The following is a 22,714-nucleotide window of genomic DNA, read 5'->3' on the forward strand; positions in this document are numbered from 1 at the left end:
CCCCGTTTCGGGACCGTCATGCTGCCGGTATCAGCCGGCGGCACGCTTGGGACGGAAGCCGATGCGGTCGGAGGCGGTGAAGCGACCGCCTTCGATCTTTGCGATCTTGCCCTCGCGCAGCAGTTGGCCGAACGAGCGCAGCCGATCTTCGCGGCTGGTGTCTGCGGGCTCGGCCTCGCGCAGCATGGTCATGAGCTGCGGGCGCGAGAATTGCGGACGCTGCTCGACGAAGGACAGATAGGCCGCCGCAGCCTCCAGCAGCTCCGAAAGGTCGTGCGCGCCGACCTTGGCGGCGTAGTCGGCAAAGCTCGGGCCGTCGGCGGCGGGCGCTTCGGTCGCCTCGACCGCGTCGCGATGGATACGGCGCGGACGAACGGCCTCGGCGGCCTCGGCCTCTTCGGCATTCACGCGCTGCTCGGCCACCAGCTTGAGCGGGGCTGGCCGCGCCGGGCTAGGACGCTGGCTGCGCGTTGCGGTTTCCGGAGCGTCGGCGACCGGCTGGGGCCGGCGCGGCCGCACGACGGTGGCCAGATCCTCGCGATAAGGTTCGGTCGCGGCGCTGTCATCCTTGCGCTTGCCCAGCAAGCGGTCGGCGCGGGTCGCGGCGACGGCGGCCCGCAGGTGCGCGATGGCCGAACGCCGGCGGTTGCCCTCGGGCTCGCGGAACTCGCGGTCGGTCTCGTCCATGAGGCGCGAGACGGCGGGTTCGTCCTCCTCGACCTTCTGCTCGGTGAGCATGGCGCGTGCCGGGCTCGACATCTTGACCGCGCGGCGGGCCTGCTCGTAGCGGGCGGCGTCCTCGCGAAGCGCCTCGTCGTCATCCTCGAAGCTGTCGTCGTGCTCGAGCGGCCTGCGGGCAGCGGGAGCGACCTCTTCGTCGTCCTCGTCCGGACCGAAATCGGCATCGGCGAAGGCGGCGTCGAGCTCGCGGCCGAACGCCTCGTCGTCGTCGGCATCGTCCTCGGAGGTATCGTCGTCCTGATCTTCCGTGGCCTCGTCCTCTGCCACGTCGTCCCAGTCTTCCTCCTCGTCGAACGCGTCCTCGTCGCTTTCGTCTGTCGCCAGGGCATCGGCACCGAGAAGGTAGGCGCCGGGCGCCGCTTCCGCCTCGTCGTCGTCCTCGTCGGGATCGGCCTCGGCGACGACCGGCTCGGGCGCATCGTCGCCTTCCGCGCTGTCGTCCTCGCCGGCAAGCTCCGCGCGAAGGGCGGCAAGCTCGCGGGCCAGGTCGTCCTCGTCCTCGTCGCTCAGGCTGCTGTCGCCCGGCGCGGGCGCTGTCGTTTCTGCCTGTGGCGCCTCGTCCTCGTCTTCTTCGAGCGCGCCGGACGCGACCACGGCATCGAAGTCGGCCTGTTTCACGCGCAGCACGCGGGGCGCTTCGGATGCAGCCTCGGGCAGGGTGTCGCCCTCGTCCTCGGCAGTTTCCTCCGATGCGACCTCGGCCTCGGTGTCGTCCTCGGCGAGATTCGCTTGGGCGTCGTGCTCGACGTCCACCTCGTCCTCGGGCGTGTCGGCGACTGCCTCGCTCTCGACCGTGTCCGAGAGGTCATCGGCCTCGTCCTCGGCGACGGCGGCATCCTCCGTTTCGCCGGTCTCTGCGGCGAAGAGGTTCTCGTCCTCGTCTTCTGCCTCGGCGGCAACAAGGTCGTCCCGCTCCTCGTCGGCGCTACGCTCTTCGGCGAGGTCGCTGAGGAAAGCAGCCAGCGAATCGTCGTCGCCGAGGTCGATGTCGGCTTCGTCGTCGTATTGCTCGACCCGCGGCGTGGGAGCCGCGGCGGCCGCAGCCGTCGCGGCGGCGCCGCCGGCGACCACGGCCCGGATCCGGGCGAGCTTGTCGCTGACGCTGGCATGGGTCTCGGTGGGTGCGGGGGCGATCGTCGCGGTCTTCGGGGCCTCGGCGACCGGTGCGGGCGCGGGAGCCTCGGTGACGGCGATGTCATCCTCGGCCACGTCCGGCGAGCCGGTTTCAGCCGCGTCCGCGATGGCGGGAGCTGCCGGGGCATCGGTGGGGGCGGCGGTCGCCTGCGGCGCATTGGCCTCGTCCGCGTCAGGCGGGAAGAACCCCGAGGCCGTGGCCAGCGGATCGAGCGGCGTCGCGCTGTCGCGATCAACCGGCGCGGCCTCGGCGCGGGTGTCCGGGGCAGGGGCGTCGGCAACCGTAGGTGCAACGGTCGGAGCGGGCGCTTTCGTTTCGACGGGGGCCGCCGCCGTGGGGGCAGGTGCGGCTTGCGCGGGTTGGGGGGCGGTCGCCTGTCCGGGGGCCGGAGTCGCGGCGGCCTGCGGCGGTGCCATCGGCGCCGGGGTCGTATGGGCCCCGGAGGCGGCCGCCGCGGCGAGCGAGGGCCGCAGAACGAAACCGCCGTCCTCAAGCCGCGCATCGACCCGCCGCGAAATCTCGCGCTCCGCGATTCGTGCCAGCATGTCCGCGTCGGGCGTCGGCGGTTCGGCTCCGAAATACCGGTCGTCCTGTGCGAGGTCGCGGAAGTACTCGGCGATCGCCTTCATGGTGTCGAACGAGTCGTCAAAGCCCTCCAGCGTGCAGGAGAACGTCCCGTACGAGACCGTAAGGATTTTGCTCGAACTCACCATATCCAGCTCACTCTCATCCGTGTCGCAACAAAGCGTTTACCATCGTCCTCGGGACGAAAGCGGACCGACTCTGTGCCCGTCACCGTATCATTTCATGACTTCATTGTGTTCCCGTTCGCTGAACGCCATCACGATGGAATGATGGAATCTTTGCTCAGACGGGCCGGACCGGCGCTTCTCGTGGGCGGCGGTGCGGTGGATCCGGGCCGCCTCGCGCGGGCTGCGCGGGACGCGGCCGGCGTGGCGGCGGCCGACAGCGGCGCGGACACATTGCTGGCAGCGGGTATCGTCCCGGACGCGGTGATCGGCGACATGGACTCGATCTCCGGGGCCGCCCGCGCCGCGCTGCCGCCGGGGGTTCTGCACGAGATCGCCGAACAGGACAGCACCGACTTCGACAAGGCGCTGCGCCACATCGAGGCGCCGCTGGTGATCGGCCACGGATTTCTCGGTGCGCGCATGGATCACGCGCTGGCGGTGCTCTCGGTGCTGGCGCGCTACCCCGAGCGGACGTGCCTGCTGGAGGGGCCGGAGGACGCCGTCGCGCTCCTGCCGCCCGAGATCACGCTCGATCTCGCGCCGGGCACGCGGGTGTCGCTCTGGCCGCTCGGTCCGGTGACCGGACGCTCGGAAGGGCTGCGCTGGCCGATCGACGGGCTGTCGTTTGCCCCCGACGCGACCGTCGGCACCTCGAACGAGGCGACGGGGCCGGTGCGCCTCCGGATCGACGCGCCCCGGATGCTGGTCATTCTGCCGGTGGCGGAGGCGGAAGCGTTGCGGCACGGACTTGCCGCGCGGCCCGCGACGTGGCCCGCTCGCGCAGGATGACGTAAAGGCCCGCGGCCATGGTCACCGCGATCCCCGCGGCCGCCATGCCATCGGGCAGGTCGCCGAAAAGCGCCCAGCCGTAGAAAGTGGCGAAAGGGATCTCGAGATACTGCATTGGCGCGAGCGTCGCCCCCGGGGCGAAGCGCAGCGACCACGTCATCAGCAGGTGGCCGACCGTGCCCAGCAGGCCCATCGCCAGCACGATGCCCCAGACGCCGGTCGGTGCGCTCCAGTCGAGCGTGCCCGGGGGGCCGAAGATCAGCACCGGCGCAAGGGCGACCACGGCCATGCCCGCCGACACGGCCTGCATCCCCACCGGATCGACCTCGCGCGCGATGGTGCGCGTGGTCAGCATGAAGGCGGCGAAGGTCACCGCCACCCCAAGAGGCAGGAGCGCCGCCGCGCCGACCTCCTGGAAGGCGGGCCGGATCACCATGAGCACGCCGGCGAATCCCACCGCGCAGGCGGCGATGCGGCGCGGACCGACCTCTTCGCCCAGGAGGAGCCAGCCCAGAAGCAGCAGGATGAAGGGCATCACGAAGGCGATGGCGATGGCGTCGGCCAGCGGAAGCACCCTCAGCGCCGAGAACATGAAGCCGATCCCGGCGATGTGGAACACAGTCCTCAGCGCGATCCGTGCCATCACCCCGCGCGGATAGCGCCAGTCCCGCCCGCTGGCGGCCACCAGCGGGGCGAGGATCGCCGCCTGGATCGCGAAGCGCAGGAACACGAGCTGCACCAGAGGCACGCGGTCCCCGACGATCTTCGCCAGAGCGTCGCCGAACGGGGCGAGCGCGCAGAAGCCGAGCATCAGAAGGATGCCGAGAGGAGGATTGTCGCGGGACATGCTGCCGGACGTTAGGGGCATCCCGCGCGAAACGCCATGAGCGGCGCTCCGCCGCCGGTGCGAAGGCGTCAGGGAACGCACCCCCCGGGGTCGGTGTTTGATCCGTGAAAGGCGAGCGGAGGGCTCGCACACGTAATCGGAGGAAGACCCATGTCGCTTGGAAATATCGTCCGCCGCGCCGTCTCCACCTACACCCGGAGCAAGCGTCGCACCACTGCAACGCCCACGCGCAACCGCCCGGTGCGTCGTCGCACCAGCGCCGAGGGCCAGGCCCTGAAAGGTGCCCTGCGCTTCGCCAAGAAGAAGCTCTGAGCCTGACGGCCAAGCGGAAACGCAAAAGGCCCGCAGCGACGCTGCGGGCCTTTTTCATGTCTGCGGGGGCGGTGCGCGGCCCGGCTCAGCGCGCGAACTTCTTGAACTTCACGCGCTTGGGCTCCACGGCATCGGGACCGAGACGACGTTTCTTGTCCTCTTCGTAGTCCTCGAAATTGCCCTCGAACCATTCCACGTGCGCCTCGCCTTCGAAGGCGAGGATGTGCGTGCAAATCCGGTCCAGGAAGAAGCGGTCGTGGCTGATGACGACGGCGCAGCCCGCGAAATCGGTCAGCGCGTCCTCGAGCGCGCGCAAGGTCTCCACGTCGAGGTCGTTGGTCGGCTCGTCGAGCAGCAGGACGTTGCCGCCGGACTTGAGCAGCCGCGCCATGTGCACGCGGTTGCGCTCACCGCCCGACAGCTGGCCCACCACTTTCTGCTGGTCGCCGCCCTTGAAGTTGAACGCGCCGCAATACTTGCGGCTGTTGATCTCGGCGTCACCCAGCTTGATGATTTCGGCGCCGCCGGTGATCGCCTCCCACACCGTGTCGGTGGGCGTCAGGTCGTCACGGGTCTGGTCGACATAGGACAGGTCCACCGTCTCACCGTATTCCAACGTGCCGGCATCCGGCTGTTCCTGCCCGGTGAGCATCTTGAACAGGGTCGACTTGCCGGCGCCGTTGGGGCCGATCACGCCCACGATGCCGCCCGGCGGCAGCGAGAAGCTCAGATCCTCGATCAACAGCTTGTCGCCCATCGCCTTGCGGAGGCCCTCGACCTCAATGACCTTCGAGCCCAGGCGCTGTCCGTTCGGGATGACGATCTGGGCCTTGCCGACGCGCTCCTTCTCGGACTGGCTGGCCATCTTCTCGTAGGCCGAGATGCGGGCCTTCGACTTGGCCTGGCGGGCCTTGGCGCCCTGGCGCATCCATTCGAGCTCGCGCGACAGGGTGCGCTGCTTGGCCTTGTCCTCGCGCGCTTCCTGCTCGAGCCGCTTCGCCTTCTGCTCCAGCCAGCTCGAGTAGTTGCCCTCGTAGGGAATGCCCCGGCCGCGGTCGAGTTCGAGGATCCAGCCGGTGATGTCGTCGAGGAAGTAGCGGTCGTGCGTGACGCAGAGGATCGTGCCCTTGTACTCGATCAGGTGGTTCTGGAGCCAGGCGATGGTCTCGGCGTCGAGGTGGTTCGTCGGTTCGTCGAGGAGCAGCATGTCGGGCGCCTCGAGCAGCAGCTTGCAGAGCGCCACGCGGCGCACCTCGCCACCCGAGAGGCTGGCCACGTCCGAGTCGTCCGGCGGGCAGCGGAGGGCCTCCATGGCGACGTCGATGCGGCTGTCGAGATCCCACAGGTTCTCGCCGTCGATCTCGTCCTGGAGCTGCGCCATCTCGTCGGCGGTCTCGTCCGAGTAGTTCATCGCCAGCTCGTTGAACCGGTCGAGCTTGGCCTGTTTCTGCGCGACGCCCAGCATGACGTTGCCGCGCACGTCGAGGTTCGGGTCGAGCTGCGGCTCCTGCGGCAGGTAGCCGATACGCGCGCCTTCCGCGGCCCAGGCCTCGCCGGAGAAGTCCTTGTCGAGCCCGGCCATGATCTTGAGCAGGGTCGATTTACCGGCGCCGTTGACGCCGACGACGCCGATCTTCACGCCGGGCAGGAAGTTGAGGCGGATGTTTTCGAAGCAGGTCTTGCCACCGGGATAGGTCTTCGAGACCCCGTCCATGTGGTACACGTACTGGTAGGACGCCATGGTCGCGCTCCGCTGTCTGGGAATGTCGGGTTGGCGGCGCTTGTAGGCGATTCCGCACCGCGCCGAAAGGGGCAGGGTGCACGGGGGCGTGGCATGCGCGCCCTGTCGTGCCGGGACCCGGCGCGGAACGTCCCGATCTTCACGCGACGCGCCGGACGGTGCCGCGGTCCGGCCGTCCGCGGAGCCTTCGAACCGGCACTCCGCGCCTCGATCGCCTCTTCCCGCGCAAAGCCTGCCGGGACCTGGCGCGGCCGGGAGCGTCTGCCGGCGCGTCAGCTCTCGCCGCGGCCCGGCTCCCGCCCTCGCCCGTTGATCGAAGGCCGGCCGCCTCCGCGCGGCCGCCCGCGTCTTCTTCTCGTGACAAATACTCCCGCCGGAGGCATGCCCCGGCCTCGCCGCCCGCGCGGGCGGCAGGTCATCAGACTGACACGGACGTCGCGGCGGTGCGGATCGCGCGGATGTTCTCGCCATAGGGGGCGGGGTCCGCGACCGAGCCGCCACGGAACACCGACGAGCCCGCGACCAGCACGTCGGCGCCGGCGTCCACGAGGCGGCGGGCGTTCGAGGCGCTGACGCCGCCGTCGATCTCGATGTGCAGGTCGGGACCGCCCCAGTCGCGCAGCTGGGCGACCTTGGGTATCGCGCTTTCGATGAAGCTCTGGCCGCCGAAGCCGGGGTTCACGGTCATCACGCAGACGAGGTCCACGAGGTCGAGAACCGGCCGCACCGCCTCGGCCGGCGTGCCGGGGTTCAGGGCCACGCCGGGGCGGCAGCCGGCGGCGCGGATCGCCTGCAGCGTGCGGTGAATGTGGGGCCCGGCCTCGACATGCGCGGTCAGGATGTCGGCGCCGGCCTCGGCGAAGGCGGCGATGTAGGGATCGACCGGTGCGATCATCAGGTGGACGTCCATCACCGTCTTGATGTGCGGACGCAGCGCGCGGCACATGTCGGGACCGAAGGTCAGGTTCGGGACGAAGTGGCCGTCCATCACGTCCACGTGCACCCAGTCGGCGCCCTGCGCCTCGACGGCTTCGATCTCGGCGCCGAAGGCGGCGAAGTCGGCGGCGAGGATGGACGGAGCGATCTTGACGGACATGGGCTGACTCTCCCGGATCAGAGTGCTGGGACGGTTGGGCGCGCGCTTCAGATGGCGTGGCGCGCGGCAAAGCGCAATGGGCTCAGTAGCCGCGGTCCCGGTCGACGAGGCCCTTCAGCGTCTCGCCCCGCTCGCATCGCGCGATGTTCGCCGCGACCTCGCGCGCCGCACTGTCGGTCCGGGTCTCAGAGGCGATGTGCGGCGTCACGGTCACCCGCGGGTGCGCCCAGAACGGGTGGTCCTGCGGCAGCGGCTCGGTGCGGAAGACGTCGAGCGTGGCGTGGGTCAGTTGGCCCTCGTCCAGCGCGGCCAGCAGCGCGTCGTCGTCGATCAGCGGGCCGCGTCCGGGATTGATGACCACGGCGCCGCGCGCCAGCCGGCCGATCGCGGCAGCATCCAGAACGTTGCGCGTCGCGGCGGTGTCCGGAAGCAGCAGGACCACGATGTCCGCGCCGTCCAGTGCCGTTCCGAAGCCCGCGTCGCCGTGGTGACAGGCGACATCCTCCACGGACTTCTCGGTCCGGCTCCAGCCGCGCATGTCGAAGCCCACCGTTGCCAGCATTCGCGCGCATGCCGTGCCCAGAGTGCCGAGTCCCAGGATCGTGACGGTCCGCTCGGCGGCCAGCGGCGGGGCTCGGTGGTCCCAGGCATGCTCGGGATTCACGATATGCGCGTCCATCCCGAGATGGTGGCGCAGCACGTGGCCGGTGACCCATTCGACCATGCCCTGGGTCAGACCCTCGTCATCGACCATGCGCGCCAGCGGCTGGGTCAGCGTGTCGTTGCCGACAATGCCCTCGACCCCGGCCCAGAGCGTCTGCACGGCTTTGGCGTTCGTGTAGGGGGTGAAGTCCTGCACCCAGCCGTTCGGTGCAGTGACGATGTAGTCGACATCCTCCGGCGCGGCCTCTGTCACGAGGCGGGCGTCGAGGCCGGCCTCGGAAAGCGCGCGCGTGAGGGGGGCTTCGTAGTCCGCGAAGGCGGCGTCGCCTGCGGCGAACAGGACAGTAAGAGTCATCGGGGCCTGTGGATGTGGGCGGATTGGACGAGGCCGAAGGCGACCATGAGCACGAGCATCGCCGACCCGCCGTAAGAGACGAGCGGCAGAGGCACGCCCACGACAGGGGCAAGGCCCATGACCATCGACATGTTGACCGCGAAGTAGAGGAAGAACGTCACCCCGATCCCGAGGGTCAGCAGCGACGAGAAGCGGTCGCGGTTCTGGATCGCCGAGACGATGCAGAACAACAGCACCAGCACGTAGAGGGCCAGCAGGGACACGCCGCCGACAAAGCCGAACTCCTCGGCGAGCGTGTTGAAGATGAAGTCGGTGTGCTTCTCGGGCAGGAAGTTCAGCCGCGACTGTGTGCCCTGCATGAAGCCCTTGCCGGTCCAGCCGCCCGAGCCCATGGCGATCTTGGCCTGGGTGATGTGGTAGCCCGCGCCGAGCGGATCCGAGGACGGGTCGAGGAAGGTGTCGATGCGGCGGAACTGGTAGTCCTTCAGAAGCTGCCAGTCGGTGCCCCGCGACTTGAACACGGTGGCCACGAAGCCGGACCCGGCGGCGATCACGGCGCCGAAATAGGCCCAGTGGACGCCGGCGAGGAACATCATCAGGCCGCCTCCGGTGATCAGCAGGATCGCTGTGCCGAGGTCGGGCTGCGTGAGGGTCAGGAAGGTCGGCAGCAGGATGATCAGCACCGGCAGCAGCACCCAGAGCGGCCGCGACACCTTCTTCATCGGCAGCCAGTCGTAATAGGCCGCCAGCACCATCACGAGGGCGATCTTCATCAGCTCGGAGGGCTGGAGACGCATGAAGCCCAGGTCGATCCAGCGCTGCGCCCCCATGCCCACGGTGCCGAAGAACTCCACCATCACCAGAAGTCCGAGCGAGACCAGATAGGCCAGCACCGACATGTTGCGCCAGAACCAGATCGGCACCAGGGCGACCATGAACATGACGAGCAGGCCGAGGATGTAGCGCTTCATCTGCGGCTCGGCCCACGGCGTGAAGCTGCCGCCGGCCACCGAGTAGAGCATCAGGAAACCAACGCCGGCCACCGCCGACAGCAGCAGGATGATCGGCCAGTTCAGGTAAAGCACCTTGCGCCAGCCGCCGGGGACCGTCTTGACGGTGTATTCGAGGTAGCTCATCGCGCAGGACCTTTCGCGAGGGGCAGGGCGCGGCGGTCCACGGCGCCGGGCCAGGGGCCGGCGGCAGCCATGACGCGACCGGACTGCGCGGCGCGCACGGGGCCACCGGTGGCCCGGACGGTCTGACGGAGCCTCGGGGTCATGCTCGGCTCGTGCCTCCGGCGGCGGGGGCGTCTCGGCGCTCGCGCAGTTCCTTCTGCAGTTCCTCGATCCGGCCGCGGTCGGCCGTCGGATAGGCCTCGAGCGGCGGGTCGCCGTCGTAGAGCGCCTGCAGCGTGACGTCGCGCGCGATGGGCGCCGCCGCGGACGAGCCGCCGCCGCCGTGTTCGACCACCACCGACACCGCGATGCGCGGATTCTCGTAGGGGGCGAAGTTGACGAACAGGCCGTGGTCCCGCCGGTTCCACGGCAGGTCCTCGTTGCGGATCACGCCGCGCGCACGCTCGGCCGCGGTGATGTTGCGGACCTGGCTTGTGCCGGTCTTGCCGGCCATGCGCATGTCCTCTGCGATGATGCGCGAGCGGTAGGCCGTGCCGCGCCGGTTGTTCGACACCTGGAACATGGCGTTGCGGATCATCCGCAGATGGTTCTCGTTCAGGCCGAGATCGGCGCCCGCGCGCGAAGGCTCCTCGACGCCGTCGATGGACTTCACGAGCCGCGGCTCGATCGCGCGGCCGGTGGCGACGCGTGCGGCCATCACCGCCAGTTGCAGCGGCGAGGTCAGAACGTCGCCCTGGCCGATCGAGCTGTTCACCGTGTCGCCGATGCGCCACTCCTGGCCCCAGCGTTCACGCTTCCACGCCTTGTCGGGCATGATGCCCTCGCCGACCGCAGACATCGGCACGTCGTGCGCCATGCCGAGGCCGAGCCGGCGGCCCATCTCGGCGATGCGGTCGATGCCCACCCGGAGCGCGAGCTCGTAATAGTAGACGTCGCAGGACTGCATCAGCGAGTTTTCGAGGTTCATGTGCCCGTGGCCCGCACGCTTCCAGCAGTGAAAGCGGCGTGATCCGACCTTGAGGTGGCCGGGGCACCAGACCGTCTCGCCGGGGCCGATAATGTTCGCCTCCAGCGCGGCGAGTGCGGTGACCATCTTGAACGTGGAGCCGGGCGGGTAGAAGCCCTGCACCGTCTTCGACACGAGCGGGTGCCGCTCGTCGCCCTGCAAGGTACCGTAATCGTTGTAGGAAATGCCGCGCACGAACTTGTTGGGATCGAAGCCCGGCGCCGAGACCGCGGCCAGAAGGTCACCGTCCACGAGGTCCATGACCACGACCGAGGCGCTGTCCTCGCCGATGCGGGCGTGGATGTAGTCTTGAAGGCCGGTGTTCACCGTGAGCTGCAGGTCGGCGCCGGCCTCGCCCTCGCGGCGGTCGAGTTCGCGCATGACCCGTCCGGCGGCGTTGACCTCCACGCGCTTCGATCCGGCACGTCCGCGGAGCATGTCCTCGTACTTGGTCTCGACCCCGATCTTGCCGAACTGGAAGCGCGGGATTCGCAGGACCGGGTCCGGGTCCTCGTACCGGGCGAGGTCGCGTTCGGAGACGGGCTGCACGTAACCCACGACGTGGGCGTAGATCTCGCCGTGCGGGTAGTGGCGCGACAGGCCCACCTCGGGGTTCACGCCGGGCAGGGCCGGGGCGTTGGCGGCGACGCGGCTGACCGCGTCCCAGCTCACCCGGTCGGCCACGGTGACGGGCAGGAACGGCGCGGATCGCTGCATCTCGGCCACCGCGCGCTCGATCTCGGCGGGGTCGAGCTCGACCAGCGTGGCGAGACGCGCGATGGTGTCGTCGAGATCGCCCGCGTCCTCGCGCACCACCGTGATGCGGTAGGCAGGCTCGTTCGCGGCGATGACCACGCCCTTGCGGTCGAAGATCTGCCCCCGTGCCGGCGGGATCAGCCGAAGGTTCACGCGGTTTTCCTCGGCGAGCAGGCGGAACTCCTCGCCCTGGTCGATCTGCATGTAGCGCATGCGCATGCCGAGCAGCGTGGCGAAGCCCAACTGCGCGCCGCCGAGGATCATGCCCCGGCGGGTGATCCGGCGCGCGCTGTCGGCGCTGTCCTTGGGTGTGCGTCTCATGTGCCTGTCCCGATTGCCTGTCCGGTCAGCCCAGAAGCGTGCGATCGCCCTCGCCCGGCCGGGCGCGCCGCAGCCCGAAGACCACGTGCGAGACCGCGACCACCGCCGGGTAGACGAGGATGGTCAGCACGGTCTGCGTGAGCAGCAGGGCACCGTTCGCGGTGGGGATTATAAGCAGGAGCAAAACGATTTGATAGGCCAGCGACATCACGATCAGCGCGACCGAGACCGAAACCCATTCGAGCGCGAAGGCGGTCTCGCGGCTGTGCCGGTCGCGGGCCTTCAGGCTCTCGGTCATGACCACGGTGAGTGCGGCCCAGAGCCCCGGCGGCCGTTGCAGCACGAAGTCCGCGAGCAGCAGCATCAGCGCCACCAGCGGTGCCGGCACCACGTCCGGGCGCCGGATCGCCCATGCGAAGGTCAGCGCGACGATCAGGTCCGGCCCCGCCATCCGCGCCGGCGTCATGTCGAGCGGCAGCAGGCTGAAGAACAGCACGGCAAGGCAGAGCGCCACGTAGAGCGCCCGCCGCGCCCAGAGGCGGATGATCGCGGCGTCTAGCATGGGCGGTGTCCCGGCATGGCGCGCATCGGATGGCCGGGGGCGCCGCCCCCGGACCCCCGGAGTATTTCGGACAAGGAGAAGGAAGGCGCGTCGCGCTCTTTCCCGCATGGAGGGAGAGGGTGGGCAGCGTATGCTGCGTGGGTTCTATCCCCGCACCTCCGGGATATTTTCGCCGTGAAGAAGGGATGGGGGTGGAGGTGGCGTTCCGGATGGGCACAGGACTCTTGTTCTGGCCGGCCGCCAGCGGAAGCGGCCAAGGCGGGGCTGGTCGCGCCGTCGCAAGCCGGGGAGCGGGGTGTGATTGTTCCCTCACGCACCGGTGGGCCGCTATCGTCGTGGGCGGTGCGCCTGTCCAGGGGTGGCCGTTGGAATGAAGCCACGTCAGCCATCGACGGCCTCGGGGACCGGAGCGTCCGAGGGTCCGTCCGCGGGGGCCTCCTGCGCCTCGCCCTCGGGGGCGGGCGCGGCCGGCGGCTCTTCCGGAGAGATCAGGCCCGAGGGCGTGGTCACCCGGCGCGCGCCGTGATCGCGCAGGACGCGCAGGAATTCGAGCCGTTCGTAGTCGGCGGCGAGACGGACCCGCAGGCGGCCGCCCGGATCCTGGGCGACCTGTCCGATCAGGAGGCCAGGCGGGAACACGTCGCCGTCGCCGCTGGTGACGATCCGGTCGCCGGGACGCACGAGGTCGGGGCTTTCGAGAAAGTCGATGGGCGGCGCGGAGGAGTTGTCCCCGGTGATCAGCGCGCGCTGGCCGGAGGGCTGGATCACCGCCGGGATGCGGCTGGTGGCGTCGGTCAGCAGGATCACCCGGCTGGTGTTCGCGCCGACGCCCGAGATCCGGCCCACGAGGCCGATGCCGTCCATGGTCGCCCATCCGTCGACGATTCCGTCGCGGCTTCCGACATTGATCAGCACCGTCTGCCGGAAGGGCGAGCCCGAATCCGCGAGCACCACGCCGGTGATGTACGTGAGCTCGGGGTCTAGGCGCACGTTGTTGAGGTCGCGCAGGCGGGCGTTCTCCTGCTCAAGCTGGAGCGCGGCCTCCTTCCAGGCGGTCATCTGGCGCAGCTCGCGGCGCAGTTCGCGGTTCTGGTCGTAGATGTTGCGGTAGCTCTCGAAGTCGCGGAACAGCTGGACGGTGGCCGCCACCGGCGCCATCGCCCAGTCCATGCGGGGGACCACCGCGTCCACCACCTGGGCGCGGAAGCGCTCGACCCTCGGGCTGTCGATGCGCCAGATCAGCAGCAGCGCGATCAGGCACAGGATCAGGACCGCCAGAAGCAGCCGCTTCAGCGGGCCGGCATAATCCTCAGTGGATCGGTCCCGTGCCAATGCATGTCCTCGCCGGGGTCACGGCGTCAGCTGTCGTAGTCGATGGCGTGGCGCAGCTGCTTTTCGTATTCCAGCGCCTTGCCGGTGCCCAGCGCAACGCAGTTGAGCGATTCGTCCGCGATCGACACCGCGAGACCGGTCTGCTCGCGCAGCGCGAGATCGAGGTCGCCCAGAAGCGCGCCGCCGCCGGTCAGCATCACGCCGCGGTCGACGATATCGGCGGCGAGGTCCGGGGGCGTGGCCTCGAGCGCGGTCATTACCGCCTCGCAGATGGTCTGCACCGGCTCGGCCAGCGCTTCGGCCACCTGCGCCTGGCTGATCTCGGTTTCCTTCGGCACGCCGTTCAGCAGGTCGCGACCGCGGATCTGCATCGAGGAGCCGCGCCCGTCGTCGGGCATCCGCGCGGTGCCGATGGAGGTCTTGATCCGCTCGGCCGTCGATTCGCCGATAAGGAGGTTCTGCTGGCGGCGCAGGTAGTTGATGATCGCCTCGTCCATGCGATCGCCCCCCACGCGGACGGAGCGTGCATAGACGATGTCGCCCAGCGAAAGGACCGCGACTTCGGTGGTGCCGCCGCCGATGTCCACGACCATCGAGCCGGTGGGATCGGTGATCGGCATTCCCGCACCGATTGCCGCCGCGATGGGTTCGGCGATGAGACCGGCCTTGCGTGCGCCGGCGGACAGAACCGACTGGCGGATCGCGCGCTTCTCGACCGGGGTCGCGCCGTGCGGGACGCAGACGATGATCTTGGGCTTCGAGAAGGTCGAGCGCTTGTGCACCTTGCGGATGAAGTGCTTGATCATCTCCTCGGCCACGTCGAAGTCGGCGATCACGCCCTCGCGCATCGGCCGGATGGCCTCGATCGAGCCGGGCGTGCGGCCCAGCATGAGCTTGGCGTCCTCGCCCACGGCGAGCACCTTCTTCTGCCCGTCCTTGACGTGATAGGCGACCACCGACGGCTCGGAGAGGATCACGCCGCGGCCCTTGACGTAGACCAGCGTGTTCGCCGTGCCGAGGTCGATGGCCATGTCCGCCGAAAAGGCGCCGAGAAATCTGTCCAACCCGAACATCGCGTGCCGTCCCCCGAATGGAATTGGGCCCGCGACTCTGGGAAAGAGATGCGGGCCGGCGTCCTTATAGGCAGGGCGGGACTATGGCGAAAGGCCCCCGGGGGACCAAATCAGCGTGTTCTTGCCAGATTGCGCTCAGCGCGGCCACGCGGCGGGCAGTCGGTCGCGGATCCGCTTCAGTTTCAGAAGCGGGATGTAGTTGTCGATGCGGTGATCCTCGCCGACCTCGGGCTCGTCCGGGGCCATCCAGTAGAGGCTGCCCATGTGACGGAAGCCCAGGAAAGGCGGCGGCACGTGAGCCACGGTGTCGTCGACGCGGTTGACGTTCACCACCCAGCCCTCGCCGCGAAGCTTGGTGCGGGTCTTGGTGGTGCGGGGCGAGGCGAACGCGATCGTGGGCACGGCGAGCGAGGCGCCCACGATCTGCGCCGAAGCCGCCCCGAGCGAGTGGCCGACAACGAATTTCGGCCGCAGTCCCTTGGCGAAGGTGTAGACGATCTGAGCGTGCTCGAGAAAGCCGCCGTGGTAGATCGCGCCGGAGTCGCCGGGCACCGTCTCGAAGCCGTGCCCCTCCAGCGCGACAGCGCCGATCTGCAGGTTGAAGTCGAACCAGTCGGAGAACTCGTTGGTGCCGGGAATGATCAGGGTGCCGTCGTGCAGATAGTGCGCCTGCACGCCGCGGACGTCGATCGTGGTGTGCAGCCGGTCGCCCAGATCACGGGCGTAGGCGTCGCGGATCAGGAGGGCCGCGTCGTCGAGGGACAGGGTGTGGGGCATGACAAATCTCTTTTGGCGCGAAAACGGAATCTGAAAACTCGCTCAGTATAGCACGTCGCGATCGGACCCGTATGTCGGTTTCGGCGCGGCGGGCGTCGCGCCAAACGAAGTGCGCCGGCATGGACGCGGTATTCGATCTCGAAACACGCTGCGGGAGTCGCGCCATGAAAGCCCAGGTCAAAGCCCTAGTCGTCGGCGGCGGTGCCGTCGGAACCTCGATCGCCTATCATCTGGCCCGGCATGGCTGGGACGACGTGATGCTGCTCGAGCGCGACGAGCTGACGAGCGGATCGACCTGGCACGCGGCCGGCCTGCTGCCCTACTTCAACATGTCGTATGCCACGACACACATCCACGACTACTCGATCAAGTTCTACAAGACGCTCGAGGAAGAGACCGGCCTGGACGCGGGCTTCTTCGTGGTCGGTAACCTGCGCATGGCGCAGACCGAGGAGCGGATGGACGAGTATCGCCTCTATGCCTCGACCGCCGAGACCTGCGACGTGCCGTTCGAGTGGATGACCCCCGACCAGATCAAGGCGCGCTGGCCGCTCATCAACACCGAGGACCTCAAGGGCGCGATCTACCATCCGACGGACGGCTACATTAACCCTGCCGACGTCACCATGGCGATGGCCAAGGGCGCGCGCCAGCGTGGCGTCACGATCGAGCGCAAGTGGCAGGTCGACGGCTACGAGTGGAAGGGCGACCACTGGGACGTGACGCTGACCAAGATGGTCGAGAAGGGGGGCAACCTCGTGCCTTCGGAGGAAACCACCGTGGTCTCCGCCGAGCACGTCGTCACGGCCACCGGCAACCACGCCCAGCGCACCGCGAAGCTTCTGGGCATCAAGATGCCGGCGATTCCGGTCGAGCACCAGTTCATCGTAACCGAGCCCGATCCCGCGCTGGTCGAGTACCGCAAGTCGAACGAGCAGCACCCGGTGATCCGCGACGCCGACGCCAAGTGGTACGTCCGCGAGGAGCGTGGCGGCTGGATCCTCGGCCCCTACGAGCGCAACGCGCCCGCGCGCTTCATCCATGGTGTGCCCGACAGCTTCCGCGCCGACCTCTTCCCGCTCGACCTCGAGCGGATCGAGGAGGAGTACATGTCGTTCATCCACCGCATTCCGTCCTCCGAGACGGTGGGCCTCAAGGACGATTTCAACGGCCCGATCTGCTACACGCCCGACGGCAACCCGCTGATCGGCCCGGCGCCGGGGCTGCGGAACATGTGGCTGGCCGAGGGCTTCAGCTTCGGCATCACCGCCGCGGGCGGTGCCGGTCACTACCTCGCGCAGATGATGGTGCACGGCGAGGCCGAGATCGACATGGCCTCGCTCGACCCCAAGCGCTTCGGCCAGGACTGGATGACCTCGGAATACGCCGCGCGCAAGAACGAGGAAGCCTACGACCACGTCTACGTGCTGCACCATCCCGACGAGGAGCGCCCGGCCTGCCGTCCGCTTCGGACCGCGCCGTGCTACGACCGGCAGAAGGCGCTGGGCGCGCAGTTCGGCTGCGTCAACGGATGGGAGCGTCCCAACTACTACGGCCCGCTCGACGCCGACGACAATTTCGACCACGACGCGCGGTCCTTCCGCCGCGGCGCCTGGTGGGAGCACGCCAAGGCCGAGGCCGAGGCGATCCGTTCGTCCGCGGGCCTGATCGATGCCACGGCCTTCGCCAAGCACGCCGTCACCGGTCCCGGCGCGGCCGAGTTCCTGTCGGGCTTCACCTGCAACAAGCTTCCGAACGTTGGGCGCATCAACCTCACCTACGCGCTGACCGAGGCGGGCACCGTCCGGACGGAGTACACCATCGTCCGGCGCGGCGAGCAGGACTTCTACCTGGTGTCCGCGGGCGCCTGGGCCGCCTATGACGGCGACTACCTCCGCAAGGCGGCCGAAGACTACATGGCGCAGGGCGGCGGCATGGTCATCGTGCAGGACATCACCACCCAGTGGGGCGTCTTCGCCATCGCGGGTCCGAAGTCGCGCGACATCCTGAACGCTCTGGTGGTCGACGCGGAGCCCGGCACCGTGCTGTCGAACAAGCGCTTCCCGTGGCTCTCGATGCGAAACATCGAACTCGGCATGGTCCCGGTCATGGCGCTGCGCGTGGCGTATACCGGCGAACTCGGCTGGGAACTGCACCACCCGATCGAGATGTCGACGTACCTGTGGGACCGGCTGATGGCGGCGGGCGCGGAGCACGGGCTGAAGCCGGTGGGCGGCCGGGCCCAGAACTGGCTGCGGCAGGAGAAGTCCTACCGCGCGTTCGGCCACGAGCTCGGCCGCGACGCGACCCCGCTCGAGGCCGGTCTGGACCGCTTCGTCGACTGCACCCGGCCCTATCACGGCAAGCCCAGGATGCTGGAGACCGGCATCCGTTCGAAGTGCTGCACGGTGCTGATCGACGGCCCGGCCGACGCCGATCCCTGGGGCCGCGAGGCGCTCTACACCCCCGAGGGCGATCGTGTCGGGCGCCTGACCTCGGGCGGTTACTCGGTGGCCTTCGGCAAGTCCATCGGCATGGGCTACGTGCGGCCGGGCCTCGCCCAGCCGGGCACCAAGCTGAAGGTTCGCATGATGGGCGATCTGTGGGATGCCGAGGTGACCGAGGACAGCCCCTACGATCCGAAGAACGAGACCATCCGCAAGGACGGGTGAACGTGGAGAAGGGGGCCGCGCGGCCCCCTTCTTCGTTTCGGGCCGATTGGCGCCGTCGGATGCGAGGGGCCAGCCCCTCGCGCTCCCCGGAGTATTTCGGACGAGAAGAAGCGCCGACGGGCGCCTGACCGGTTCGTGACTCGAAACCCGGGCGGCGGGGCTATCTTTCCGGTCATGTCCACCGGAGAGGAGACCGCCCGGATGAAGACCGTTCTCTGCCTGACCGCCGCGGCGCTTGCGCTGCCCGCCGCCGCCTCGGCGCAGATCGCCGGGGAAACGCACAGCTACACCGTCGGTGACCGCGAATACGAGGGCTATGTCGCGCGCCAGACCACGCTGGACGAACCGCTCGGCACGGTGCTGATCGTGCACGACTGGGACGGGCTGACCGACTACGAGATGCGCCGCGCCGACATGCTTGCGGCGCAGGGCTACACGGCCTTCGCCATCGACGTCTACGGGGCCGACGAGGACCCTCAGTCGGTGGACGAGAACCGGGCGCTGTCCGGCGCGCTCTACGAGGACCGCGAGGAGTTCCGCGCGCGGCTCATGGGTTCGATCGAGGCGGCCCGTGCGCTCGACGGCACGACCGACGCGATGGTGCTGATGGGCTATTGCTTCGGCGGGGCGGCGACGCTGGAGGCCGCGCGCGCAGGCGCGGACCTGGCCGGCTTCGCGACGTTCCACGCCGGTCTCGACCTGCCGGAGGGACAGGATTACGCGGGCGTCACCGCGCCGGTAACGCTGTTCCACGGTTCGGCCGACCCGGTGTCGGGCATGGACGCCATGGCCGCCACGCTGACCGCGATGCAGGAGGCGGGCGTCACGCACGATGCGCGCATCTTCGGCGGCGCGCGGCATTCGTTCACGGTCTGGGGCTCGGACGATTACGTGCTCGAGGCCGACCGCGAGTCGTGGGACGGGCTGATGACCTTCCTCGACGACACGTTCCGCTGATCGACACCGGCGCGGCGTGGGCGTAGGTCGGGGCGGCAGCCCTTTTCGGAGACCGCGCCCATGCCCAGCCTTGCCACCTACGCCCTGCTTGCCGCCGCGATCTGCGCCGAGGTCATCGCGACCACTGCGCTGGCCCGCAGCGACAGCTTATCGCGGCTGTGGCCTTCGGTCGTGACCGTGGTGGGCTACGCGCTGGCGTTCTATTTCCTGTCGTTCCCGATCCGCGTGCTGCCCACGGGCATCATCTACGCGATCTGGTCGGGGCTGGGCGTGGTGCTGATCACGCTGGTCGCCTGGCTCTGGGCCGGCGAGCGGCTGGACCTGCCGGCGACGATCGGCCTTGGCCTGATCGTCGCCGGGGTCGTCGTTATCAATGTCTTCTCGGACGCGGTGCGCCACTGAGGCGGCCGCGGGTGCCTCAGCGCGAGGCGCCCGAGGGCAGGGCGGCGCAATGCGCGCCGCCGGACGCCTGACCGGACCCGAGCGCGAGAATGGGCGGCTGGTTGTAGATGTCGACCGACGCACCGCCGGCGAAGTCGGCGACGGTGATGACGGCGAGGCCCGCGAGGGCCAGCAGCGCGATGGGCCAGCGTGTGGTCATGAGCGCGCCTCCAGCCCGAGGATCGGGCGCAGCTTGATGCCGTAATACGCGCCGCCGAAGGCCGCGGCGAACCAGGCCCAGCCGTGCAGGCTGCCGGTGGAGATGCCCGAGAAGAACGCACCCACGTTGCAGCCGAAGGCCAGCCGCGACGAGTAGCCGAGCAGGAAGCCCGCCACGATGGTCGCGACCCACGCGCGGGCCGGCAGCGAGGGAAGGCCGTTCGACAGGCTCGAGCGCCACGCGGCGACGAGGAACGCGCCACCGATGATGCCGAAGTTCGTCAGCGAGGTGACGTCGGTCAGGATCGGCTGGGCAAGGCGTTCGACGTTGCCCGGGGTGGACCAGAAGCCCGAGGCCGAGACGTCCGCGCCGAGCGCCGTGGCGCCCTTGGCGGCCCAGAGGCCGAGGCCGTAGATCACGCCCCAGGGCTGTCCCGCGACCACCAGGTTGGCGATGGCGAGGCCCGCCAGGCAGATCGCGGCGAGCCACATGCGCCGGGGAATCGTGCGCTTCTCGGCCGGGGCGCGCCACCACAGGAACGCGGCGACAGCGACCAGTGCGACCAAGGTGACGACCAGCCCGGTGGTGCCCGACAGAGCGACCGTGGGGGCCGAGCCGAGCGAGGTCCACCACAGCAGGTGGCTCGCGCCGAAGAACGAGCCGATGGCAAAGAACGGAAGGGCGACGAGGCTGACCGGATTGCCCGAACCCGCGTTCACCAGCGTGCCCGAGCCGCACCCCATGACGATCTGCATGCAGGCGCCGAACACGAAGGCACCGCCCACCATGGCGAACCCGATGGGCGCGTGCGCGCCGATCAGCTCCTCTCCGTGAGTGGCCAGCAGCGGGAAGGCCGCGAGGGCCACCAGCGCGATGGAGACGAGCTGCGCGACGGTGCCCGCCGGGTCACGCTCGCGGATGGTGCGGCGCCACGGACCGGCAAACCCGAAGCGGAAGCCCTCGAGGACGATGCCGAAGCCGAGCCCGATCAACAGGAGCAGGCCGTAGCGGGCGCCCACGAGGGTCGCGACGGCCGCGCAGACGAGAAGCGCGCCGAGGATCAGCCCGGCGCGCGGCAGCGCCCGGTTGCCCGGGCGCGCAGCGGTGTCGGAGGCAGTGGCCATGGATCAGAACACGCTCTTGATCTGGAACCACAGCTGGCGGATCGGGCCGGGGACGTTGGCCATCTCGTAGCCCGCGTTCGACCAGCCGACCATCGACTCGGGGTAGAGCTTCACGTTCTCGATCTCGGCCAGCTCGGAGAGGGCGAACCAGTTGGTGGCCGCCCAGTGGCCGGTGTTGCAGAACGAGATCAGGTTCTCCGCGCCGGTGAGCTCGTTTTCCTCGGCCAGCTGGCGCGCGGCCTCGGCGTCGATGATCGCCGGACCCGAGCTGAACCAGTTGGCGTGCTCGAAATACTGCGACTGCGGAAGCGTGCCCGGCTTGGCGGCCGCGGGGTGCGACTGCTCGCCGTTCCAGAAGCTCTCGGGACGGGCGTCGAGCAGCAGGGTGTCGTCGCCCTCGAGAGCGGTCTGAACGTCCTCGGCGCTTGCGGTCCACTGGTCATTCCAGGTGACCTCGATGTCGGAGGCCTCGGCGGTCACGGCATCCTGCGACAGGGCCATGTCCGCCTCGGACCAGGCGGCGAGACCGCCGTTGAGGATGGTCAGGTCCTCGATGCCCGAGGACTTCAGCGTCCAGTAGACCCGTGCGGCGGCGCCGAAATCGCTGACGTCCGAACCCTGGTAGGTGATGACCACCGGGGTGCCGGTCTCGAGGCCGAGCGATTGCAGCGTGTCGGTCAGCGCGTCTTCGCCGGGCACCTGGCCCGGGTTCTCGGACGGGCCGCGAAACAGGCCGTAGGGTGCGTTCACGGCGCCTTCGACGTGACCTTCGGCGTAGGCGTCCTCGGCGCGGATGTCGATCACGTCGACATTGCCGGCGGCCACGAGGTCCGACACCTCCTGCGGGCTGGCCAGGGGGCCGGGCAGGGTCTGGGCCGTGGCGGCGGTGCCGAGGGCCAGGACGAAGAAAGATGCGGGAGCGAGGGCTTTCATGGAATCCTCCGTCGCTTATGGATGGGAAACTGTCTCGCGCGACAAATTGCGCCGATCGGGCTCAGGTTCAAGCGCCGGGGCGCGGGATCGGCGACAGGACCATGGTAACACGTTCCGGGGTGGCCGCGGGCGGTCGGATCGGCGTTTGCGGCTCGGGGCCGGGGGCAAACATGCGTTCGCGCCCGGCGCCGCGCGTCGAACGGTGTTCTTTTTCAGGGCGCTGTGGCCGGGCGGCGCTCAGATCGACAGCAGGCCGCGCGCCATCGCGAGCGCCAGCGCCTGATCGGTGGAGCTGGAATCCATCTTGGTCCGTGCCCCGCTCAGGACCGCCATGATCTCGGCCTCGGACAGCTTCATGTCGTCGGCCACCTGCGCCTCGGTCCGGCCCTCGGCCAGCCGGCTGAGCACCTCGGCCTCCGCGCGGGTCAGGCGCCGCCAGTGGGTGCCGAAGGTGCGCGCACCGGGCGCCTCGGGCCCCGAGGGGCTCAGCGCAAGCGACATCATCGCGGCCACCGCCGACAGCGCGCGCTGGGTGCCGGGCCCGAAGAGATGGGCGGGGTCGTCGCGGGTGGCGATGGCAATGCAGGTCGAGACGTCGCCGTCGCGCCAGGCCTGCGTCAGCATGAAATTGTAGTTGTAGCGCATCATGCCGGCGTGCAGGCGCTTCAGGTCGCCCGTGGCGTGACGATCCTCGTCCCGCACCGAGTAGAACGGCGGAGGCGTGCCCGCGATCGCGGCGGCGAGCAGCGGATCGATTTCGTAGAGTTCCTCGTGCGCGTATTCCTCGAGCCATTCCGGCGCCATGCTGCTGCGCGTCCAGGCGATCTGCCTGGTCACGGGCAGGAAGGCGCCCGCGTTGACTGCCTCGCCGCCGATGCGCGAGACGATGGCCTCGATCCGCAGCCACGCAACCTCGCCATTACGGGCGTGCGACAGCGTATCGGCCGTGTCGATGAGAAGACGCGCGAAGCGCGTTGTCATGAAGGTGCCCCCGAAACATTCCCCGCAGGGTATGTAAGGGAGGGCCGGCGGT

The 22,714-nt window shown here is 69.3% G+C and carries 20 protein-coding genes; 5 read left to right on the forward strand and 15 right to left on the reverse strand.

Going from position 1 to position 22,714, the window contains the following annotated elements:
• Window positions 1-30: 30 nt before the first annotated feature.
• The gene (locus BMX29_RS01880) at window positions 31-2,586 is read right to left on the reverse strand and encodes a coiled-coil domain-containing protein (protein WP_139196903.1); all 2,556 of its coding nucleotides are present in this window, start codon (window positions 2,584-2,586) and stop codon (window positions 31-33) included.
• A gap of 144 nt (window positions 2,587-2,730) precedes the next feature.
• Here BMX29_RS01880 and BMX29_RS01885 point away from each other — a divergent pair, with 144 nt between their 5' ends.
• Window positions 2,731-3,417, forward strand: coding sequence for a thiamine diphosphokinase (locus BMX29_RS01885; protein ID WP_342342370.1), 687 nt, complete (start codon window positions 2,731-2,733; stop codon window positions 3,415-3,417).
• Here the strand turns inward: BMX29_RS01885 and BMX29_RS01890 are convergent.
• A complete protein-coding gene (locus tag BMX29_RS01890; protein WP_092809928.1) occupies window positions 3,335-4,264 on the reverse strand; it encodes a DMT family transporter in 930 nt (309 codons plus the stop codon). The genes BMX29_RS01885 and BMX29_RS01890 overlap by 83 nt on opposite strands.
• 150 nt (window positions 4,265-4,414) lie before the next feature.
• Here BMX29_RS01890 and BMX29_RS19085 point away from each other — a divergent pair, with 150 nt between their 5' ends.
• Window positions 4,415-4,576: a hypothetical protein gene (locus BMX29_RS19085; RefSeq protein WP_157835892.1), complete on the forward strand. Its 162-nt coding sequence runs from the start codon at window positions 4,415-4,417 to the stop codon at window positions 4,574-4,576.
• Between the two features lie 85 nt (window positions 4,577-4,661).
• On the opposite strand, the gene ettA is transcribed toward BMX29_RS19085, so the two are convergent.
• The 9 genes from ettA to BMX29_RS01935 form a co-directional block, all read right to left on the reverse strand.
• Window positions 4,662-6,317 carry an energy-dependent translational throttle protein EttA gene (ettA, locus tag BMX29_RS01895; RefSeq protein ID WP_092809930.1) on the reverse strand — a complete coding sequence of 552 codons (1,656 nt, stop codon included), beginning with the start codon at window positions 6,315-6,317 and terminating at the stop codon, window positions 4,662-4,664.
• A gap of 418 nt (window positions 6,318-6,735) precedes the next feature.
• Window positions 6,736-7,413 (reverse strand): ribulose-phosphate 3-epimerase, encoded by a 678-nt coding sequence (gene rpe / locus BMX29_RS01900; protein ID WP_043845544.1) that lies wholly within the window; start codon window positions 7,411-7,413, stop codon window positions 6,736-6,738.
• 82 nt (window positions 7,414-7,495) lie between these two features.
• Entirely contained in the window at window positions 7,496-8,431 is a 936-nt protein-coding gene (locus BMX29_RS01905; RefSeq protein ID WP_092809932.1) for a 2-hydroxyacid dehydrogenase, read from the reverse strand.
• Entirely contained in the window at window positions 8,428-9,567 is a 1,140-nt protein-coding gene (gene rodA, locus BMX29_RS01910; protein ID WP_092809934.1) for a rod shape-determining protein RodA, read from the reverse strand. Before rodA ends, BMX29_RS01905 begins: the two co-directional genes overlap by 4 nt.
• A gap of 139 nt (window positions 9,568-9,706) precedes the next feature.
• Window positions 9,707-11,650, reverse strand: coding sequence for a penicillin-binding protein 2 (gene mrdA / locus BMX29_RS01915; protein ID WP_092809936.1), 1,944 nt, complete (start codon window positions 11,648-11,650; stop codon window positions 9,707-9,709).
• Window positions 11,651-11,675: 25 nt separating this feature from the next.
• Window positions 11,676-12,212, reverse strand: a complete 537-nt coding sequence (locus BMX29_RS01920) for a hypothetical protein (RefSeq protein WP_043845540.1) — start codon at window positions 12,210-12,212, stop codon at window positions 11,676-11,678.
• Between the two features lie 381 nt (window positions 12,213-12,593).
• Window positions 12,594-13,544: a rod shape-determining protein MreC gene (gene mreC, locus BMX29_RS01925; RefSeq protein WP_043845539.1), complete on the reverse strand. Its 951-nt coding sequence runs from the start codon at window positions 13,542-13,544 to the stop codon at window positions 12,594-12,596.
• Between the two features lie 26 nt (window positions 13,545-13,570).
• Window positions 13,571-14,617: a rod shape-determining protein gene (locus BMX29_RS01930; RefSeq protein ID WP_043845538.1), complete on the reverse strand. Its 1,047-nt coding sequence runs from the start codon at window positions 14,615-14,617 to the stop codon at window positions 13,571-13,573.
• Window positions 14,618-14,752: 135 nt separating this feature from the next.
• A complete protein-coding gene (locus tag BMX29_RS01935) occupies window positions 14,753-15,394 on the reverse strand; it encodes an alpha/beta hydrolase family protein (RefSeq protein WP_043845537.1) in 642 nt (213 codons plus the stop codon).
• 164 nt (window positions 15,395-15,558) lie between these two features.
• Here BMX29_RS01935 and BMX29_RS01940 point away from each other — a divergent pair, with 164 nt between their 5' ends.
• From BMX29_RS01940 to BMX29_RS01950, 3 genes are all read left to right on the forward strand, one after another.
• Window positions 15,559-18,066 carry a GcvT family protein gene (locus BMX29_RS01940; protein ID WP_092810167.1) on the forward strand — a complete coding sequence of 836 codons (2,508 nt, stop codon included), beginning with the start codon at window positions 15,559-15,561 and terminating at the stop codon, window positions 18,064-18,066.
• 201 nt (window positions 18,067-18,267) lie between these two features.
• Window positions 18,268-19,023 carry a dienelactone hydrolase family protein gene (locus BMX29_RS01945; RefSeq protein ID WP_092809938.1) on the forward strand — a complete coding sequence of 252 codons (756 nt, stop codon included), beginning with the start codon at window positions 18,268-18,270 and terminating at the stop codon, window positions 19,021-19,023.
• Window positions 19,024-19,083: 60 nt separating this feature from the next.
• Window positions 19,084-19,425 (forward strand): SMR family transporter, encoded by a 342-nt coding sequence (locus BMX29_RS01950; RefSeq protein WP_092809940.1) that lies wholly within the window; start codon window positions 19,084-19,086, stop codon window positions 19,423-19,425.
• Window positions 19,426-19,441: 16 nt separating this feature from the next.
• Here the strand turns inward: BMX29_RS01950 and BMX29_RS01955 are convergent, their stop codons facing one another.
• The 4 genes from BMX29_RS01955 to BMX29_RS01970 form a co-directional block, all read right to left on the reverse strand.
• Complete coding sequence (locus tag BMX29_RS01955) at window positions 19,442-19,624, reverse strand: hypothetical protein (RefSeq protein WP_092809942.1); 183 nt, start codon at window positions 19,622-19,624, stop codon at window positions 19,442-19,444.
• Window positions 19,621-20,748, reverse strand: a complete 1,128-nt coding sequence (locus tag BMX29_RS01960; RefSeq protein WP_092809944.1) for a YeeE/YedE family protein — start codon at window positions 20,746-20,748, stop codon at window positions 19,621-19,623. Before BMX29_RS01960 ends, BMX29_RS01955 begins: the two co-directional genes overlap by 4 nt.
• 3 nt (window positions 20,749-20,751) lie before the next feature.
• A complete protein-coding gene (locus BMX29_RS01965) occupies window positions 20,752-21,681 on the reverse strand; it encodes a sulfurtransferase (protein ID WP_092809946.1) in 930 nt (309 codons plus the stop codon).
• Window positions 21,682-21,918: 237 nt separating this feature from the next.
• Window positions 21,919-22,662 (reverse strand): autoinducer binding domain-containing protein, encoded by a 744-nt coding sequence (locus BMX29_RS01970; protein WP_092809948.1) that lies wholly within the window; start codon window positions 22,660-22,662, stop codon window positions 21,919-21,921.
• Window positions 22,663-22,714 lie beyond the last annotated feature (52 nt).

Origin of the sequence: Roseivivax marinus, assembly GCF_900109705.1 — a bacterium.
GTDB lineage: Bacteria > Pseudomonadota > Alphaproteobacteria > Rhodobacterales > Rhodobacteraceae > Roseivivax > Roseivivax marinus.

Bases quoted from the DNA above. Each gene is read 5' to 3' on its own strand.
- mrdA (WP_092809936.1), bottom strand. From the start codon at position 11,650: ATGAGACGCACACCCAAGGACAGCGCCGACAGCGCGCGCCGGATCACC.
- BMX29_RS01950 (WP_092809940.1), top strand. From the start codon at position 19,084: ATGCCCAGCCTTGCCACCTACGCCCTGCTTGCCGCCGCGATCTGCGCC.
- rodA (WP_092809934.1), bottom strand. From the start codon at position 9,567: ATGAGCTACCTCGAATACACCGTCAAGACGGTCCCCGGCGGCTGGCGC.
- ettA (WP_092809930.1), bottom strand. From the start codon at position 6,317: ATGGCGTCCTACCAGTACGTGTACCACATGGACGGGGTCTCGAAGACC.
- BMX29_RS01945 (WP_092809938.1), top strand. From the start codon at position 18,268: ATGAAGACCGTTCTCTGCCTGACCGCCGCGGCGCTTGCGCTGCCCGCC.
- BMX29_RS01940 (WP_092810167.1), top strand. From the start codon at position 15,559: ATGAAAGCCCAGGTCAAAGCCCTAGTCGTCGGCGGCGGTGCCGTCGGA.
- BMX29_RS01930 (WP_043845538.1), bottom strand. From the start codon at position 14,617: ATGTTCGGGTTGGACAGATTTCTCGGCGCCTTTTCGGCGGACATGGCC.
- BMX29_RS01960 (WP_092809944.1), bottom strand. From the start codon at position 20,748: ATGGCCACTGCCTCCGACACCGCTGCGCGCCCGGGCAACCGGGCGCTG.
- BMX29_RS01955 (WP_092809942.1), bottom strand. From the start codon at position 19,624: ATGACCACACGCTGGCCCATCGCGCTGCTGGCCCTCGCGGGCCTCGCC.
- BMX29_RS01970 (WP_092809948.1), bottom strand. From the start codon at position 22,662: ATGACAACGCGCTTCGCGCGTCTTCTCATCGACACGGCCGATACGCTG.
- BMX29_RS01905 (WP_092809932.1), bottom strand. From the start codon at position 8,431: ATGACTCTTACTGTCCTGTTCGCCGCAGGCGACGCCGCCTTCGCGGAC.
- rpe (WP_043845544.1), bottom strand. From the start codon at position 7,413: ATGTCCGTCAAGATCGCTCCGTCCATCCTCGCCGCCGACTTCGCCGCC.
- BMX29_RS01920 (WP_043845540.1), bottom strand. From the start codon at position 12,212: ATGCTAGACGCCGCGATCATCCGCCTCTGGGCGCGGCGGGCGCTCTAC.
- BMX29_RS01890 (WP_092809928.1), bottom strand. From the start codon at position 4,264: ATGTCCCGCGACAATCCTCCTCTCGGCATCCTTCTGATGCTCGGCTTC.
- BMX29_RS19085 (WP_157835892.1), top strand. From the start codon at position 4,415: ATGTCGCTTGGAAATATCGTCCGCCGCGCCGTCTCCACCTACACCCGG.
- BMX29_RS01885 (WP_342342370.1), top strand. From the start codon at position 2,731: ATGGAATCTTTGCTCAGACGGGCCGGACCGGCGCTTCTCGTGGGCGGC.
- BMX29_RS01965 (WP_092809946.1), bottom strand. From the start codon at position 21,681: ATGAAAGCCCTCGCTCCCGCATCTTTCTTCGTCCTGGCCCTCGGCACC.
- BMX29_RS01935 (WP_043845537.1), bottom strand. From the start codon at position 15,394: ATGCCCCACACCCTGTCCCTCGACGACGCGGCCCTCCTGATCCGCGAC.